Genomic DNA, 18,224 nt, shown 5'->3' on the forward strand with positions numbered 1-18,224 from the left:
AGGTGTGATGACATACGGAATGCGGTGGAGAGACTGGATTAGTCTGGTCTCTCACTCGCTTTCAACTAGATATTTCTTAAAGAACTCATACCTGATTATCCTAAATAGTAAAAACACCCCCTCTTTTTTGCAGTTTAGGGATTTATCAGGTCTTCCGACTTGTTATTGGTGATCAATCAAAAATCAACTCAGACTCGAATTTCCAACTCTCAATATTTTCGACGAAAAATACCCATACTAAAAATATTTTTATTTTTTTCGATGAAAAACTTGACCGTAATAGGGAAAAAAGTCTATAATAAAGTATGGGGTCAATGATCCTAAAAATTAAGATGGAGGGAAAATGGATACATATACAAACCGCGATTTTTACTGTAGCAGCTATCTTATAGCAGCGGGAATGCAGTTGAAATCTTTCCACAAAACAAACGGCATAACAACTTTCGAATTCGACAACTCTGAAAAACTACAAGACTTAGTTCAAGAATATTACAGTATGAATGCTTTCGTAAATGCAATGCAATACGGATCAGCAATCAAGAATCTTAAGAGTGTCATTCACTCAAATACTTATACAAAACCATTTAATAACAATGAAAGACCAACATTATGCACAAGTAAATGAATTAGATAATATTACGGTATCATATTCACACAACACACATAATCCTTACCTTACCCAAACTACCCTGAGAAATATCTTTAACAGAATAAAGGAAGATTCTGAACTTGAAAGAATAGTTAATGCTATTAGATCCGAATCTGATAAAGATAAAAGAAGAAAATTAAAAGAAAAAAATCTACCATATTTTGTCCTCGGAACTTTTGAGGGTAATCATCGAAAATCAGATAAACTTATCAGCACTCAATTCATATCGATTGATTTTGATGACTTGAATGGGAAAGCTATTGAACTTGATGAAATACTTAAAGCAGATGAAAATGTTTTTGCGTTTTTCAAATCACCCAGTAATAACAGGAAAGTAATTTATAAACTTAATAAACCGATAACTGACAGGAAAGAATTCAGTCACATCTATACTCATTTCTTAAATATGTTAAATAGCAGATATGGATTCGAAGCTGACAGCCAGACTTCTGATGCAGCCAGGGCTATATTCTTAAGCTATGATCCGGATATTTATGTTAACATTAATGCCAGACCTCTTGACACTCAACAGGTTCCCGAACCTATACTCGCAGAGTCATTTGATATAGAACTCAATCCTTCTGAAGATAAAGACTTGTATTATCTACCAACAGCGATTGATTTTCTGAAATACGAGAAGCTTAATTATAAAGAGTGGATAATATGTGGTTTAGCCTTGACTCTCCTTGGAGAACACGGGAAAAAATATTTTGTTGATTTGAGCATAAACGATTACTACGATGATTCACTCGAAGAGATCCTTGATAAGTATGATAATTTATTGGAAAACTCACAAGGCGAAATTACTCTCGCTTCTTTATTTAAGATAGCAAAAGATCACGGTTATGAATATCCAGATTTGGGTTATGAGATTCCCATTCAAGAAATAGACTTTGCTGATGAACTTATTTCACAATTTGAATTTGATGATAAAAGAGATCCGAATAAGCTACTTGGTCTACCGCTAACTAAATTCAATACATTAGCAAATAATATTGATGGTATTCAGCCAGGTTTTTATTTTCTTGGTGCTGAATCGAATGTCGGTAAGACAGCACTTCTTACTAATCTTGCTTTAGATGTTCTGGATACAAACTCGGATGCTACTGTTCTATATTTCTCACTCGATGATTCAAGATTATATACAACTTACAGATGCCTGAGCATCCTTACAGGTTTTCATATCAACAGCGTTCGTAAACCTAATGTAAAGCATACAGATTTTCAGACACTTCAGGCGCAGAGAAATGTATTTCTGAAATATGTGAAGAATGAAAGGCTGATACTTAAGGATCTATCAGAGGTCTATCATATGGATCATCTGATGAAATTCATCGAGGCTTATCAGGATAGGGAAAACTTAGTTGTGTTTGTCGATGGACTTTATAATATGGAAGTTGATGCAGGTAAGAATGAAGGAATCAGAGTCCAGAATATAGAGAAGGCTAATAAAATAAAACTGATTACGGATAAATATGGAATACCACTTATCGCAACTGGTGATCTTCGTAAGAAGTTAAAAGGAGAAAGCAAGAAGACTAAACCAACTATGCACGATCTGATGGAAACAGGTAGATATGCTTACAATGCTAATGTTATTTGGCTTTTATATCCGTTAGACCATAAAGAGATGAACGAAACTGATATGATTCTTGAACTTGAATTCGCAAAAAACAAGCTGTCAGATTTCAAGGGTATTCAGCATCTTGATTTCTTTAGATCTACTGGTAAGATGAAAGAAGTAAATGTAAATGTAATTTCAAAGAACAAGGTTCTTATTACAGCCCCAAACAGTGGGGGTGAACTTGAGTGAAAGAATCTGCAATAATTGATCGAACATCACTGGGAGAATTGCTTCCAATATTTATGAACAGAGGAATATTCACAAATTATAAAGCTCTGCCTGAAAAGGCAGGGCTTATTGATTGTGAGTGTAATAGACTTGGAATCACTGAACTACCACTGGAACGGGAAAGAGAATTGCTTTCAGAAATTGGGATGTATAAAACAAATAATTATGTTGTTAGAGATTACGGAGACTATGCAATAGCGTTTTGTTCAAAGATGTATATTGATTACCTGGAAGAAACCGAAACAAGAATCGAAGATGAATTGCTAAGAAATGAATACACTGAGGAAAAAATTCACTCTGCTCTTGAAAAGATTAAACTTTATAAACTCGGGCACAGACTTGCCCTAGTCATACTTTGCGAAGCTTATAAGCAGAGAAGATTACAAGGGGTATACATAACTAAACAAAAAATTCTGGATTATCTGGGATATTCTTCTCAAGAGAAACACATTTACCAAGATATATCTGATGCGATGTTTTCTCTTGCCTGGCTTACATACCAGATCTTTGAGTACAGGACTAAAATTAAGGTTGAAGAGGAAGCAAAAACTATTGGCAATTTTATCTACAATATTAGAGAGGATACGAAATCATATACCTTGTCTATTAACTCACTTTTCTTTGGTTGTGTGGAACACTTAATAGTTGATAAGAAATATTCAAGAGAAGAAAGGAGAGAGCTATTTGCCAGAGGTTTTATTCATTACCCCACTCTACTTTTACAGGCATCCAAAAATTATTCTTCAGCCAGCTATCTTCTTAGCAATTTTCTGGTATCAGAAAAGGGAAATCCTCACTTGAATGGAAATGGATTTAAGGTTATTGCATTCAAAGTATCAAGATTTATGGAGGTAATGGACATTAAGCACTCCAGAACTGCCAACAGAAAGGCAAGTTTTATGAATGAACTACAAAGTGTGGACATCATTGAAAAGACTAGCCCGACAATCGAAGAACTTAACAATCTCACTCCTCGGAAGTTGGAGAATCAGATGCTATATATATCTGTGAGTAGCTCGATGAAACATCTTAATCAAAAAATAAAAAGTGCTCTTTAGGGTGTCAAAATTAGTAAAAAAGTGTTCTTTAGGGTGTCAAATGGTATTCTTTTGGATGCTAAAATATTCTGTAAGTCATTGTATTTAAAGGACTTAAAAATACTAATAGATCTAAAAGATCTTAATAAGTAAATCCCACTCTGCTTACGCGGCGTGGGATTACCCTTGAAACGAAAATCGAAATATTGCACTATGTTAAAATATATCTATACCATAGCTACCCTACTCGACTACAAATCAGAAGTAAGAAATAAATATTCACCAGAGACGATTATCTCTGCTTTGTTTAACGGTAATCTTACTGAAATGGATTGGATACTAACTCTCTCTGAGCTAGAGTTAGTATACGGATTTGAAATACCAGATGAATTATTCGACCGAACAGATATTACACTTGGTGAATTTGCTAATGAACTTTCTGAATTACCGGTAATATCAGCAGAAGCATATCCTGAATTTCTGGAAATAAAGTTTCAGGTAATGGATCTCACGAAAAGGTATATTGAGTTGGAAACTAGAACAGATACAGATTCAATTCGTGAAAAGAAAGAGATAAGTAAAGCATTTGACGAACTTACTATTGAGTTTAATGCTCTCCTGGAATATGAAAGTAAAAATTATTTAATGAATTAGATTCGATCATAATTACACACGCTCTGAATTCAAGAGTTTTTGCCACTTCTTCAGGTTTAAATAAATAAGATTTTTAATAATTTTAGTTTTCATTTCTTGATTAATTGAAAGGGAACAAATGAAAACTATTAAGAGAACAAGAATCGAGTTATTTATACCGTTCATCAGGGGTGGAGTCTCGAAAGAAGTTCTAAATGATTTAATTCAAATTGCTGGTGTATTTTTTAAAGGCTGCACCGTAATAGACAACGTAATTGGATATTATAGGTCTGACGAGCCTCTTGCATCAACAAAGGATAGAATAACAATCTTGATATTTGACGTGAAGTATACAATTAAAAAAGATGGAAAGTATATCAAGAAACTGATCAAAACCTTTTCAGATTTTATCAATAATCAATTTGGCGAGGATGTCATTTACTATTCCTATTATAGTGTTAATTCACCAAATTTTTAATAGTAATTTAAAACACACTTTGCGTAGCTAGTTTGAGTTTACTATTTAACTAAAAGACCTTTTTGAGTTTTCATTCTAAAAAAATCATATGTTCTTGCTGACGAAATATCACGTAAATATTCAAGGTCGGACCCATTGAATTTAGCTTTAGGTGAAAATTTATATTGATGAGGAAAATTTTTACTAATATCAGTTTTTACAAATTCAACTTCCACAAGGAATCCAAATTCAGGTTGATATTGATCTTGACTTTGTTCATCCGAGTAATAGTTAAGTAAGCCTTCGTCTATGTAAAGAAGTTTCTTACCAAATGATGTATAAATAGGTTTATTGTTTCCCAAATCATTAATATCATTCAAGGTTGTTTTATCAGGAACCCCTTTGCGATATTTTAGATGACCAGTTATTTCTGGTAGCCAAAAAAATTTAAGATTTATAATTTTCATTTTATTAAAATATATTGCTTATCTAATAGTTCAAACTCAATCTTGCGGGTTACCGGTACCTTTAAGCACCCCCTGTCAAATATGACATTGACCAATCGAGATTATTTTAAACCTAGGTAAAACTTTTTTTATTTTTCTGGTATAAAAGCCCATTCTGATTTTTTTTGTTCTTTAAATATTTAAGCTATAAAGAGCCAATGGGCTCTCTATATAATATCAGATTTATTTACCTCTGAGTCTTCGAAAGATTACAACTGTTATTAGTTCAAGGGCTATTCTACTTGCCAGCTTTGCGATTTCTGTTACCTTTTTTCTGTTGATTCTCATTGCGTTTCAATTCCTTTCCATTTAGTTCTTCTTTTAATATTTCAATAATTGCTTCTGTCAGGCGCATTGCTATCCGTATCATCTGTTTACTTTCCATTTTATCCTCCGTTTCTTAAAAATTTTTAACTTAAAAATCCTCAACCGCTATTGCGATTAAGGATAAGCGAATTCTTCCAGACGAAAATATTCCAGGAACATTTGTTTCAGTTTGTTGATGATGGTTCTTACGACGTGATATGTGGTGTGAAGGATATCAGCAATGTCTTTCGCTTTGTATCCTTGAATCAGATGGGTCAGTATGGTATGCTCCTGAGTGCTTAAAGTTTCCTGCCAGTCTTTGAAATCCACGTTGAATGAAAATTGTTCTTCTACAGATTCCCTGCTTTTAGGTTTACTCGTCATCCAATCATCGAACTCAACAATTTCTGTATCAACATCCGGTCGCCTTCTGTAGAATGATAGAGCATCAAGAGTTGATGTTCCGCCAAATCCCTTTTTACAAAAACTTCTTTGATCAACTTCCTTTGCTCGTTGAGTGATGAAACACTTGTAATCCTGTTTCTTAATTTCTTTCTCCGCAGCAGTATCGCGAACAAACTTCTCGTACGACTGACAAACTAGTTCCTGCACTTTATCTTTACGTCTGGGATCATATCGCATCACTGCCCAATAAGCCTGATCAGCTACTATTGGATATAGCTCTTCCCAGGACAAATAATTCCTCCTGTGTTAGTTAAAGATTATCTAATAATCTTATACCGAAAAGTGAGGCTAATTCCCGATTAGGTTTTGTTATTATTGTCTTAACTCTAGGTAACTTTGTCTTAGCTTGTCATTAAGGCAGGTAATTCCGACATAGCTAACTATTTGAGATGTAAATACTTAACCCAATTTCAAGTTTCAAAAAGGCACAAAAATTGATAAAAAATAGCCAGCAATACCAATTTATTTGGTTAAAAGTTCTTATAAATTGTGTGTGCCTACTAAAACCCCATATATAAGGAATATAACAATGGGTTTTTTTAGTAAGAAACGCTCCTCCAGCAATGGACCGAGACGCAGTTCCACTCAGCGGAACGAAAGCCTCCTTAATAAACTTAAGGTTGAACTTTCCAAAGTTGATCGCTTGGACTCTAAAATCTCTAATATTGATAAGCAGGTTGCTGCAATCCCTAAAGAGAAGTTCACGCGTGCAAAAAAAGAATTGCTATCAGCTCGTAAATTGAATTTGGTTGGACAACGTGACGAGTTGCTCGTTAAGGTGGACGGTCTCAAAGCCGCCATTGAGCAAAGCAATCAAAAAAATCTCGCAATTGTTCAATCCAAATTTGGAAGGAAGAGCAAGTAGTAAGAAACTCAAGTTAAAAAGAGTATAACATTTTAACACTGAGCCGGAAGCAATTCCGGCTTCGGTGTTTTAAAGCTCGCCGATAATATTTCAATTAAAAACCCTTCACATAGATAAGACAATTCTTTATTTTTACTTATAAAATTTAAGACACGCATTGTTACATTTCGATTACGGACCTTTCTTAGAGATGAGTTGGTGAGAAAATTCATTAAAAAAACGAATTTACTCTCTTAATTCTTTTTCATAGGTAACATTATGGAAGAAAACAATAACGAACTTAGTATTGAACAAACCACAGCGGAATTAGATGAAGTAGTTGAAAGCAACAAACGTAACGTATTTACTGATCAGGGTGATCCGGAGGTTACCTCTCTCCATCAAAAATGGAAAAGAGGAAGACTGGATGTTCAGCCAGATTTCCAAAGAGGATTTGTTTGGGATATTGGAAGAGCAAGCAGGTTGATAGAATCTGTTTTGCTGGATATTCCTCTTCCGATAATTTATTTATCCCAGGAACAAGACGGCAAAGAATATGTTATTGATGGCCAACAGAGATTAACTTCATTTTTTTCATTTATCGATGGAACACTTCCTGACCCGCAGTTACCTTTTGGTAAAGAGTTTCGATTAGCCGGACTGAATGTATTCACTGAACTTTCAGGTAAATACTTCAAAGATTTACCCGAGGAATTACAAGAAAAAATTCTCTACTACAAAATCAGAACAATCACCTTTAGAAAAGAATCCGACCAAGAATTGAAGTTTGAAGTCTTTGAAAGACTTAACACAGGATCCGTGTCATTAAATGATCAGGAATTAAGAAACTGTATTTATAGAGGGAAGTACAATGATCTGCTTTGGGAATTATCGCAGGAAAAAATATTTCAGGAATTGTTGGGAATAAAAAAGCCAGAAAAAAGAATGAGGGATGTTGAACTAGTCCTACGTTTTGCTTCTTTTTATCATAACACTTACTTTAATTACAAATCTCCTATTAAAAAGTTTCTAAACACTGAGATGGAGAAGAATAGAAACATCTCTGATAAAGAGGCCGCTGAGTTGAGAATTGTTTTTAAGAATGCAATAACAACTATAAAATCAATGCTGGGTGAGCACGCTTTCAAAAGATTTTATCCGGGAGACTCTCGTTCGATTAACGGATATTGGGAACCAAAGAAATTTAATGCATCGCTATATGATATTCTTATGGATTCATTTGCAAGAAGGGATAAAAATAAAGTATATCAGAATCTGGATGCTATCAGAGAAGCATATATAAATTTAATGACTTCCGACCAGGGGTTTGTAGATTCGATTGAATTATCAACAAGCTCAAAGCAAGCAATAACTGCAAGGTTTTCAAAATGGAATATGGTACTTGATGAGATTGTAAACATTTCTGAGAGGGAGCCTCGCTTATTTTCATTAAAACTTAAAGAAAAATTATTTAAGGCTAATCCATATTGTGCCTTATGTAATAATAAAATTAGTTCGTTAGATGATGCTGCGGTAGATCATATTCAACAGTATTGGAAAGGTGGGCAAACTATTCCAGAGAATGCGAGATTAACTCATAGATTTTGTAATAATGCGAGAGAGCGTGGACAGGAAATACCAACTGGTGTGCATCCCACAGGCGGGACAGTAGTTAGGCGAACAAGAAGGCACGTTGAACGAATAATTACAATTGATGGTGACAGAATTCATTGTAAAAATTCATTAGGTGTTCTTGTTGAAACTGCTAACTGGTTAATAAGAAAAGGAAAATTAAAACCTTCAATGTGTCCCATAAGATTCTGGACTAAAGGACAGGGTTATTTGATAAATACTACACCATATCACGGCGATGGAAGAAAGTTTCACAAGGGTGGAGAAAAGTTGTTGAATAATCTTTACTTGGATAAAAATTGGCCTCAAGAAAAATGTATTAGGTGGTCGAAAGAACTTCTAAACTATTGTGGGATGATACCCTCATCCTATGACCTTGATGAATAAATAAAATTAAGGAAAATATTATTGTGAATTCATTTGCAAACTATAAAGACGAGTTCGATAAAAAATTCGGTAATAGCAAAGATTTTGATTGTTTTTTACCAGTGGATATCTCACTAAACAAAAAGGTAATTATAAAAGGAGTTAATGGTAAACCAAATGAAGAATACTATAAATGGCAATTCCTATCTGCACTAGTGAATTCTGGAATGTTTATTAAAGATTTTATAGGCACTGAAGTATACTTTCCTAAAGGTAATAAAAACTCAGCACCTATAAAATTTGATGGAGCCATCTTTGATGATAAAGAATGGTTTGATTACTATCAAAGTTGGAGAACTAAGAAGGACCAGAAAGATCTAGATTGGCTTCGATCACATTTAATTGTTGTTATGGAGTTTAAGAAGGAGGATGGAAAAGATATTGAAACAGTTTACAACCAACAGTTAAAACCTGCAATAAAAGAAAGTGAAAGAGATTTCTGTCTTGGAGTCTTATATGACACTGGGCGACTTTTTCTATTTAGAAAACAGAATAACAAATTTTTAAGACTGAGTGATGAGTATAATCTAAAGGGAGAAAGTAGCGGGACAAAGGATCTCTCATTACATCTTCCTGATCCTTATCGCAACATCCCTACTTTTGAAGAATTAGAAAATTGGATAAGTCCTAAAACAATTGACCGCTCTAACAGAACAATTTATGATTTGGACATTGTGTCTGGTATTTATTCAAAGCAGGTAAATGACGTAATGTCAAATGTATTGCGAAGAATGGATAAACATGGTTTAGTGAATCAAAAGGGATATGAAATTCTCATACAGATTTTAGCACTAAAAATATTTGATGAAAAACGAAACGAAAGATATCCAAACAAACTGCTTACTTTTTACATATCCAATGAAGAAAGAAATTATAAATCTCTTAATGATAAAAATGCCCAGGAGTTTATCAAGAGAATTTTAAAACTTCGCGAGGAGTCAGAAAGTAAATACACTAGAATTTTACAAGACAACCCACTGAATGTAATGAATGAAAATCATGTTCGTGTATTAGTGGAAGTGGTTTATCAGTTTCAAGATTATTCTTTTGTCCTTTCTAGTAAAACGGATCTTTATCAATTAGTTTTTCATCGTTTTGCTGCTGAGTTTTCAAAGCAGCAAAATGCACAGTTTGTTACTCCACTTCCAATTATTGATTTTCTTGTCAATATAATTAATCCACGAAATGGCGAGACTATAATTGATCCAACAGTTGGAATCGCAGATTTTCTTTCAGTTGCCTATGTAAATTCTCAAAGCAAACTTGATGATAAAAATATTTATGGATTAGAAATAGATCCACAAATGATAATGTTAGCGACTCTCAATATGCTATTAAATGGAGATGGGAATGCGACACTTGAAGCTAAACCAGGTTATGGCTCAATTAATACTAAATTTGATATTCAGGGGAATCTGATTGAATTGATTCCACATTTAAACAAAGGTGGTAACTGGGACAAAAGGGCAGACGGAAAAAAAATGATGAAATTTGATGTTGTATTGACTAATCCACCTTTTGGTGAAGACAGAGCATACAGGCCCGAAAGTCAGCAGGATTTTGAAGTGATAGAATGCTTTGAGTTGTGGGAAAAAATTAAGCAAAGAGGATTTGATAAAGATAAGGATGTAACAAAAGGTAAAGGGAAGAATGCTGAAGGACCAAAATGGATTGACCTAGGAGTAGTATTTCTTGAAAATGCATATCGAATTCTCAATGACAATGGGAGAGTTGGTATAGTATTATCAAATTCAATTGCTTCTATCGATCGTTGGTAGGTTGCTAGAGAGTGGCTTATGGATAAAATGAGGATTGTTGCTTTATTTGATCTACCGGCGAATGTGTTTGCAGAAACAGGAGTAAACACAACTCTAATTATTGCCTACAAAGCCAGTAAAAAGGAACTTGAAAAGTTAAAAGCTAATGATTATGAAATCTTCTTTAAAGATATAAATCGGGTAGGCTACGAAATAAAAACCGTAAAGCGAGTTAAAAAATTCGAAAATATCTATAAAATGAATTTTGAGACCTTTGAAATTGAAATTGATAAAGAAGGCAATCCATTACTGGATGAAGAGTTTACGGAAACGCTTCAAGAATTTAAAGAGTGGTGTAAACGTCAAGAAAAAACATTACAAGAATTATTTATAAAGCAGAAGTAAAAATGGGTGTTGTGAAATATAAAGATATTTGTAAAGACAACTTTTTTCTAGCCCCATCTTCATATAAGTGGTTGGTCATCGAATCATTTGTAAATAAGCTGTCAAACAAATATGAAAATGTTTTTAATTCCTTAAAGAGTATTGATGGTTTCGCATTTCCATCTTCTACTTATGTTACTAGATATAAAGATTTAAAAAGGAAAATTCCATTAATTCAAATTGGAAATGTTAATGATAGTGGGTGGGTAATAACAGATAAGATACAGTATGAATATTTACCTGATATTGAAAGAATATCTAGACCGAAGTTTCTATTGAATAATGAATATGTTCTTGTGTCACTTACGGGCGGTGCAGAGTCAGCAAAAAATATCTCAACTTTTTATGCTAATGATTTTGCTGCCTTTTTAAATCAAAGAGTAAGTGCAATTACTACTAAAAAACCAGATGAAAGAAATCTATTATTATATTTTTATGCACTTACAAAACATCATGCATTTCGCTATCAATGGTTAGGGAGAGGAGGTGTCCAAAAAAATACTGTTGCAGATGAAAGAAAAAAAATTTACTTGCCACTAGTTAATTCTCAAGTTGTTGTAAGATATATTGCCGCACTTGTAGAATCATTAATCAACAAAGAAAAAACTATACGCCTTAAATATCATTCAATCTCTAACCTTATATTTAATGAATTAAAATTAAATCAGAAGAGAAATATTTTCGAATACAATTATCCTAAATATAGTGAAGTAAAAAAAATGAATAGAATTGATACAGGAATTTACTCATTATCATTTAAGGAAATTGATTTTCTGATTAAAAATTATCGAAACGGATATTACTGCATTGATAGTTCTAAAATTAAAAGTGGTAATACACCGGATGTTCGCTTTATAGGAAAAAATAAAGAATTAAAATATAGATGGGTAACACCTACGACATGTTCGGATTTTGGATTTCTAACGGATGAAGAAAGAATTAACTTAAAAGGTAATAATAATATCAATCAAGATTGCCTGCTAATCATTAATAGAACTTCAAGAGGTGGAAGAGGGGAGTATGTAGGTATCTCTGTCTTTTATGATGTCGAGGAATACGGGTTGGGACATCACAATCAAGGAATTTACCAAGTATTTAATTATTCCCAAGAGGAATTAATTTTAATGACTGCATTTTTGAATTCTAAAATAATGCGCGAATATTGTGCTTGTCTTTCGGTTGGATCTAAAATGAAAGAAATTAAATCGAACCAATTTCTAAATATTCCATTTCCTAATTTCCCTGATAGCGTAAGAGAAGAAATTGTAGCCCTTTTTCGCAATCCTAAAGCAATGTTTCCAAAATCAGAGAACTCCATTAATACTTTTACACAACTCGATAAGGAGTTTGATAATCAAGCTGGTATAGTAGAACTAGATAAAATGGCAAGAAAAATAAATAAACAATTAGAAAAAGTATTAGACCAAGTTATGAGTGATGATATTATCAAAACAAATTTTGATTTTATGGAAGATTAATAATCAATAACTATGAAGGTTCCAAAACCGACATATATTTTCAGAATTATCCATAGAGAAAATTTGCAAATTCTAATTGAGGAAAATAAACTACTTGCTCCAAATTTTGCAGCTAATCCAAAATACATATCAATTAGTGAAACAAATCTAATTAGACAAAGAGGAGACAAATCTATAAAAGTAGAGCCTTTCGGAACCATGAAAGATTATATTTCATTTTATTTTGGGGTAAGATCTCCGATGTTATATTGTATCTGGCGCGGATATGATGTTAAACAACAACCTCAGAAGGATATAATTTATTTGGTTAGTTCAGTTGAGAGATTGGAGGAATTAGGAGCCAATTACGTTTTTACCGATGGTCATTCATTTGCTGAGTTTACTCAATTCTTTAAGGATAAAAAATATCTTGAACAGGTTGATTGGAGAACTGTAAGACTTCAACAATGGAAAGACACTGCCGAAGATCCTGACAGAAAAAGAAGAAAATCAGCGGAATGTTTAGTTCATAAAGAGTTGAAATTTGGTGCTATCATTGCGATAGTTGTTTACAATCAGGAGGCTTATGATTATATTTCAAGCGTACTCGAAAAAAATAAAATAAAAATCCCACTTGAAATAAGACCCGATTGGTATTACTGATATGCTGTCATTTGAAACAAATAATATCTTAAATGTAAAAGCAGAAGTATTGGTAAACTCTGTTAATTTGTTTGGTGTTATGGGTAAAGGGATAGCTCTAGCTATGAAACAAGCATTCCCAGAAAATTATAAATTATATAAAAAAGCTTGTGAAGATAAAGAAATTGATATCGGTAAAATATTTGTTACACAAACCGGCCAATTTTTTCCCAGGTATATTGTAAATTTTCCCACCAAAAAGCACTGGCGACATCCATCAAAATATGAATGGATACAAGCTGGGCTGAAATCCTTAAAAAACTGGTTGAATGAAAATAAAGTAAGTTCAATTGCAATTCCTCCACTTGGAAGTGGCAATGGTAAACTCGAATGGGCAGTTGTAAAAAAAATGATTGTAAGTGAATTATCAGAATTCGAGAATTCCATTGACATCATTGTATTAGAACCCTCTAACCAATTTACTCAATACAAACAAACAGTTAAGAAAGAGTCAAAATTAACACCTTCAAGAGCAATGTTACTTTATATCTTAAGCAGATATCAAGTAATGGGTTATGGAATTAATTTATTAGTTGTTCAGAAGATTGCTTATTTCTTACAACGAATGGGAGAACCATTAAGACTCAGATTTGAAAAAGGATATTACGGACCCTTCGCATATAATCTTATCCCCGTTCTGAAAGCACTGAGCAATGATTATATCTCATACAAATCATTGGATGATGCAAAACCATCGACAGTTATATATCAGAATCAGAACAAAATTAAAGAAATTAACGAATATTATAATATGTTTCTTGATGAAGATCAAAAAAGTAGAGTTGAAAGAACTTTAGATTTAATTCGAGATTTTGAAACTCCATTTGGGCTGGAATTATTAGGGACAATAGATTATATATTTGATCAAAAGAAGAAGCAAATTGATTCGCAAAGCGTTCTTAAGGAACTTAAAGACTGGACTGAGCGTAAAGAAAAGTTATTTAAGAAGTATCATATTGATGTTGCCAAAGACAGATTATTAAACTACTTCAATTACAATTGATAATCTTTGCTCTTCTATTCATTTTCTTATCTAAAAACTTCTTCATCTAATATTAAAGAAAGGTAGTATAACCATGAGTCCACTTTATTCCGATGAAATGACCAAAGAAGAAGTAATGAAAGAAGCCGCGAGAATATTAGCACCCACACTTAGGCGAATGTATTTTGAACGATTCGGAAATGAAGCAGTTGAAAAAGATGAGAAAAAAGAGAAAGAGCAAAAAGAAAAAGGGAAGCAAAATGTTGAAGATGATAAATTAAAGAATCCTTAGAGAGGGTATAAGAATTTTAATATAAAATATCCATTAAACATTAAATTCATTCAGAAATTAAGTCAGAAGTGTGAGTTAAGTAATTGGCAGGTATAGTTAAAATAATAGCTCATAACCCGAAGGTTGTAGGTTCAAGTCCTGCCCCCGCTACAAAGAAAAATCCTCACTTAGTTGAGGATTTTTTATTTTAATCCTATGAAATATTTCGTGTATGTTATAAAAAGCGGCGAAGGTTTTATCTATACGGGAATGACAGATAATCTTGAGAGGAGATTAGTTGAACATAATGATAAGACTCTATCCTTTTGGACGAAGAGAGGAACAAATTGGAAGTTAGTTTATACAGAAGAGTTTGAAAGTAAGACCGAAGCACTTAAAAGGGAAAAGTGGTTAAAAACGGGAGTTGGCAGAGAATTTTTGAAAAAGCTGATCGACGAAAGGTTGTAGGTTCAATCCGCCGCGGCGGACTGCCCCCGCTACTAAAACAAAAAGCCAGTCAAAGACTGGCATTTTTGTTTTAAATAGTAACAGGAAAGGATTTGTCAGTAAGTTGAGCGAAGCGAAATCCCGACGAAAGTCGGGATCAGCCCCCGCCACTTGATAAGGTTGAAAATGAAATGTTTTCAACCTTTTTTGTTTTAAAGGGATTTTTAAAAAAAGAGTTAAGAAAACGTAAATATTAATAATTCCTTATTTCAAGTAGTAAAAATTAATCAGTGAGTCAAATTATTTCAGAAACTTAAACGTAATTTATAATTTAGTTAGTAAGCAAAAAATCATCCTCGCTTATATCCTTTATAAATTGTTCTCTGGCAGCTTCAAGTTCTGACTTAAGTGTGTCTTTTAGTTCTTTTAGTAATTTTGTTTTTGTAACAATTGCGTCCTCAGATTCACTGTAAAGTATACAGTATGCATATGCTTTAATGAAGGGTGTTGAGAAAAAGAATGTATCCGAAGCATCGTCATATCTTAAAATCTCTCCTCGTTCTGAAGTTGTTAATTCTTCTAGATATTTTCTTAAATTCGTTTCCTTATACCCTTTGAACTTTTGTTTCATAGTTGTAGCAATATCTCTAACGGTTTGACTGTCTTTTTTATTTTTCAACATTGCTGTTAAAATTTCAGTTGGGGATTCATGCTTGCGAACTTTAACAACTTTGGTGGCATTATCATAAATTGATTTAAGAGTGTCAGAGTTCTCACCCACATAGTCTTCAATAGCTTTTTTCAAAACTTTTTTATCTAAGATTCGTTTTGATTTTAAAGTGTGCTTTATATCTTCTTCCTCACATATTAGAAGTGCTAATTGATGAGTTACCGAAGCCAAACCGCTCGAATAAATTGCAATTTTTTCAATTACATCCACAGGTAGGACGAAGTTAAGAAGTGAACATCCTTTTCTTATAATTTCTTCTAGTTCGCTCACTTGCATTAATGGCACTTCTATTTCAGAAACACGATTTCTCATTTCTTGATCGTAATGAACAACATCTCGAGCCTTATTTACTGCACCAATGGCGATAATTTTTAAGGATTTATACTTGTCAGCCATATCCATAAATACTTTCATAATTTGGGATAGCTTAACTTTTCATCTTGATCAATCTTATGAAAATCTTCTATTATCCATATACTCTTAGCTTCTCCAAAAAATTTAGCTAATGTTTGTGGGGTAATCGGCAATTCAACAGCTCTTTTATTATGGCTTTTAACTCCACTATCTTTTCCTGCACTCAAACTTGCTTTAATACCTAAGTAGCTAGCAGAAAGACCGCCACCTATTTTATTTCCACGTGTCGATTCAGAGCTGTTTTCATAGTATATGTCAAGTTGATCGAATGCATCAACAATAATTTCATTAAGTGTCATTCCTTTCATGCAACGAGTAGTTATTTTATTTGATTTTAATTCTTCGAGCTGTTGTTTCAGTAGAGTAGTCTTGCCTGAACCCGAATGACCGTACAGAATTATTTGTTTTCCAGGGGTTTCTAAAGCTCTTGTTAGCTTTTGTGAGACAGAAATTCTTTCTATGTAAGTAAGGCTAGCAGGCTGTGCAGGAGTGAAAACATCAAATAATTTATAATTGGCCATATAAAAATTCCCCAATGTGAGGTTAATTATTTTTTTATTTTTAGAAAAATAATGTTTTTAAAGAATACAGACTAATTATTTATAAAACATAAATTCCCAAATACCATATATCAACGATTCGATTCCTTATGTGTAATACAACATTATACACATCACTTTCGCAAAGAAGAACATTCCAAATCAATCATTAAGTTGCTTACTATATCAAATGATTGTCCTTTTTCTTCAGTCTCATTTATGTAAATTATAGTAGTATCTTCAAAATTATAGTCAGTTGGTGCAAGACTGTTAAGTGTATATCACTTTTGGAGTATTAATATTCGTTTCCATTCATTTTATTAAGAAGATATTCAAAGGAAGTTAATCCCTTTTATTTAAAACTTCCTGAACACCACAATCCTGTTCGTATTAGTTCCGACTTCATTATTATTTATTCCCCAAATATTTGCAGTCTTCGTAAATTTCTGCTGATTGATAACAATACCAAGACATTTGAATCCAGCTTTGATACCAAGCGGGACAATGTGTTCATCAAGCTTTATCTTGCCACGTCTTACTTCGCCAACTTCGAATGCAATGTGACCACCACGTTTTGTAATCCGGTAAAGTTCTTTGAAAACATCAAGCATAACATTTTCCCAATCGTACAGTTTTTTTGTGGCAGTAATGTTCTGCGCAACTTGTAAAGCATCAATATTATTGAACCAGCAACGCAGCCAATTATCTTCTGCATAATTTACTATGTCTAAAAATGGAGGCGAAGTAATGGTTAAGTGAATCGAATTGTTTTTAATTGCAGAAGTTTGGCGCGCATCTTCATTAAAAAATTTTGCCTTTTTGCTGATTTGTTTTAGCTGGTTGACAAGATTTTCATTTGTGCGCGAAGTTAAATCGCTGGTCTTTTTAAGTATTATAAATTTAACATCTTTATAAACAGGCATTTGATTTCTCTGCTTATTAATTCTTTTCTGTCTTTCCGGCGTTACCGCCTGATTTGGTGGGAGAGTGTATACAGAGAAAAAGTTTTTCGAGTGACCTGTCAACCGGTTGGTTGCAACCATCCGGATCCATTCATCAATAAAATCTTCATCACCGTTTTCCCTTCTTTTAATTAAATAATTTCGAAGAGATACGATTTCCGATTCAGTGTCTTCGTGATAGAACATCGAAAGATCAAAATCTGCTTTCAATCCGCTATTGAATCTTATTTTCTTTAATCTGTTTTCGACATCACCGAATGATGGAACTGATAATCGTGGTTTTGAAAGTATTGTGCTTAATGGATTGATATCGTTAGCAATAACATTTCTGTTCAGTAATGCCGCTTCAACAATTGTTGTTCCTCTTCCTGCAAACGGATCGTAAACAAAATCCTTTTCTCTCGTTAATAATGAGATGAAGAAACGCGGCAATTCAGCTTTAAAGCAAGCCCGGTATGAAATTTCGTGAAGAGAATTATTCTGTCTTTGTTTTGATGTCCAGAATTCATTTGTAAATCTTATTACTCTCTCGCCGTTTATTTCAACAATATCCACATTAGTTTTATTTGGACTACGCAGAGAATGTTCAGATTTAAAATCTTCCAGATACTTTTGAAGATCATTATTATTCATTAATGATAAGATAGTACTAAAATTATTTTTAACATAGTTAAACTTGGAATTATTAGAGAACATCGGATACGTTTAGCTC

18 protein-coding genes and 1 pseudogene are annotated in these 18,224 nt (G+C 33.1%); 13 read left to right on the plus strand and 6 right to left on the minus strand.

From position 1 onward, the window contains the following. The first annotated feature begins 343 nt into the window (after positions 1 to 343). The 5 genes from IPM14_01985 (at position 344) to IPM14_02005 (ending at position 4,649) form a co-directional block, all read left to right on the plus strand. The gene (locus IPM14_01985) at positions 344 to 625 is read left to right on the plus strand and encodes a hypothetical protein (GenBank protein ID MBK9096891.1); all 282 of its coding nucleotides are present in this window, start codon (positions 344 to 346) and stop codon (positions 623 to 625) included. Beyond that, positions 594 to 2,462 (plus strand): hypothetical protein, encoded by a 1,869-nt coding sequence (locus IPM14_01990; GenBank protein MBK9096892.1) that lies wholly within the window; start codon positions 594 to 596, stop codon positions 2,460 to 2,462. Before IPM14_01985 ends, IPM14_01990 begins: the two co-directional genes overlap by 32 nt. Continuing rightward, complete coding sequence (locus tag IPM14_01995) at positions 2,459 to 3,559, plus strand: hypothetical protein (GenBank protein MBK9096893.1); 1,101 nt, start codon at positions 2,459 to 2,461, stop codon at positions 3,557 to 3,559. Before IPM14_01990 ends, IPM14_01995 begins: the two co-directional genes overlap by 4 nt. 192 nt (positions 3,560 to 3,751) lie before the next feature. Further along, a complete protein-coding gene (locus IPM14_02000; protein ID MBK9096894.1) occupies positions 3,752 to 4,192 on the plus strand; it encodes a hypothetical protein in 441 nt (146 codons plus the stop codon). A 118-nt stretch (positions 4,193 to 4,310) separates the two neighbouring features. Then, a complete protein-coding gene (locus IPM14_02005) occupies positions 4,311 to 4,649 on the plus strand; it encodes a hypothetical protein (protein MBK9096895.1) in 339 nt (112 codons plus the stop codon). Positions 4,650 to 4,690: 41 nt separating this feature from the next. Here the strand turns inward: IPM14_02005 and IPM14_02010 are convergent, their stop codons facing one another. The 3 genes from IPM14_02010 to IPM14_02020 form a co-directional block, all read right to left on the minus strand. Continuing rightward, positions 4,691 to 5,095, minus strand: coding sequence for a hypothetical protein (locus IPM14_02010; protein ID MBK9096896.1), 405 nt, complete (start codon positions 5,093 to 5,095; stop codon positions 4,691 to 4,693). Between the two features lie 277 nt (positions 5,096 to 5,372). Then, positions 5,373 to 5,519, minus strand: coding sequence for a hypothetical protein (locus tag IPM14_02015; protein ID MBK9096897.1), 147 nt, complete (start codon positions 5,517 to 5,519; stop codon positions 5,373 to 5,375). 56 nt (positions 5,520 to 5,575) lie between these two features. Next, on the minus strand, positions 5,576 to 6,136 hold the full coding sequence (locus IPM14_02020; protein MBK9096898.1) for a sigma-70 family RNA polymerase sigma factor: 561 nt from the start codon (positions 6,134 to 6,136) through the stop codon (positions 5,576 to 5,578). 298 nt (positions 6,137 to 6,434) lie between these two features. Between IPM14_02020 and IPM14_02025 the strand changes: the two genes are divergently transcribed. From IPM14_02025 to IPM14_02060, 8 genes and pseudogenes are all read left to right on the plus strand, one after another. After that, a complete protein-coding gene (locus IPM14_02025; GenBank protein MBK9096899.1) occupies positions 6,435 to 6,770 on the plus strand; it encodes a hypothetical protein in 336 nt (111 codons plus the stop codon). Positions 6,771 to 7,028: 258 nt separating this feature from the next. Further along, on the plus strand, positions 7,029 to 8,768 hold the full coding sequence (locus IPM14_02030) for a DUF262 domain-containing protein (protein ID MBK9096900.1): 1,740 nt from the start codon (positions 7,029 to 7,031) through the stop codon (positions 8,766 to 8,768). 20 nt (positions 8,769 to 8,788) lie between these two features. Continuing rightward, positions 8,789 to 10,969 (plus strand): annotated as a pseudogene (locus IPM14_02035) (N-6 DNA methylase). Positions 10,970 to 10,971: 2 nt separating this feature from the next. Continuing rightward, a complete protein-coding gene (locus IPM14_02040; protein MBK9096901.1) occupies positions 10,972 to 12,486 on the plus strand; it encodes a restriction endonuclease subunit S in 1,515 nt (504 codons plus the stop codon). A 63-nt stretch (positions 12,487 to 12,549) separates the two neighbouring features. Beyond that, positions 12,550 to 13,128 carry a DUF4433 domain-containing protein gene (locus IPM14_02045; protein ID MBK9096902.1) on the plus strand — a complete coding sequence of 193 codons (579 nt, stop codon included), beginning with the start codon at positions 12,550 to 12,552 and terminating at the stop codon, positions 13,126 to 13,128. A gap of 1 nt (position 13,129) precedes the next feature. Next, positions 13,130 to 14,170, plus strand: coding sequence for a macro domain-containing protein (locus IPM14_02050; GenBank protein ID MBK9096903.1), 1,041 nt, complete (start codon positions 13,130 to 13,132; stop codon positions 14,168 to 14,170). A gap of 73 nt (positions 14,171 to 14,243) precedes the next feature. Continuing rightward, positions 14,244 to 14,441 carry a hypothetical protein gene (locus IPM14_02055; GenBank protein MBK9096904.1) on the plus strand — a complete coding sequence of 66 codons (198 nt, stop codon included), beginning with the start codon at positions 14,244 to 14,246 and terminating at the stop codon, positions 14,439 to 14,441. 195 nt (positions 14,442 to 14,636) lie between these two features. Further along, positions 14,637 to 14,888, plus strand: coding sequence for a GIY-YIG nuclease family protein (locus tag IPM14_02060; GenBank protein MBK9096905.1), 252 nt, complete (start codon positions 14,637 to 14,639; stop codon positions 14,886 to 14,888). 310 nt (positions 14,889 to 15,198) lie between these two features. Here IPM14_02060 and IPM14_02065 read toward each other — a convergent pair whose 3' ends face one another. From IPM14_02065 to IPM14_02075, 3 genes are all read right to left on the minus strand, one after another. After that, on the minus strand, positions 15,199 to 15,999 hold the full coding sequence (locus IPM14_02065; protein MBK9096906.1) for a hypothetical protein: 801 nt from the start codon (positions 15,997 to 15,999) through the stop codon (positions 15,199 to 15,201). 8 nt (positions 16,000 to 16,007) lie between these two features. Further along, entirely contained in the window at positions 16,008 to 16,532 is a 525-nt protein-coding gene (locus tag IPM14_02070; GenBank protein ID MBK9096907.1) for a hypothetical protein, read from the minus strand. Between the two features lie 374 nt (positions 16,533 to 16,906). After that, a complete protein-coding gene (locus IPM14_02075; protein MBK9096908.1) occupies positions 16,907 to 18,208 on the minus strand; it encodes a site-specific DNA-methyltransferase in 1,302 nt (433 codons plus the stop codon). Positions 18,209 to 18,224 lie beyond the last annotated feature (16 nt).

The sequence above is a fragment of the bacterium genome, assembly GCA_016716565.1.
Taxonomy (GTDB): Bacteria; Bacteroidota; Ignavibacteria; order Ignavibacteriales; family Ignavibacteriaceae; genus IGN2.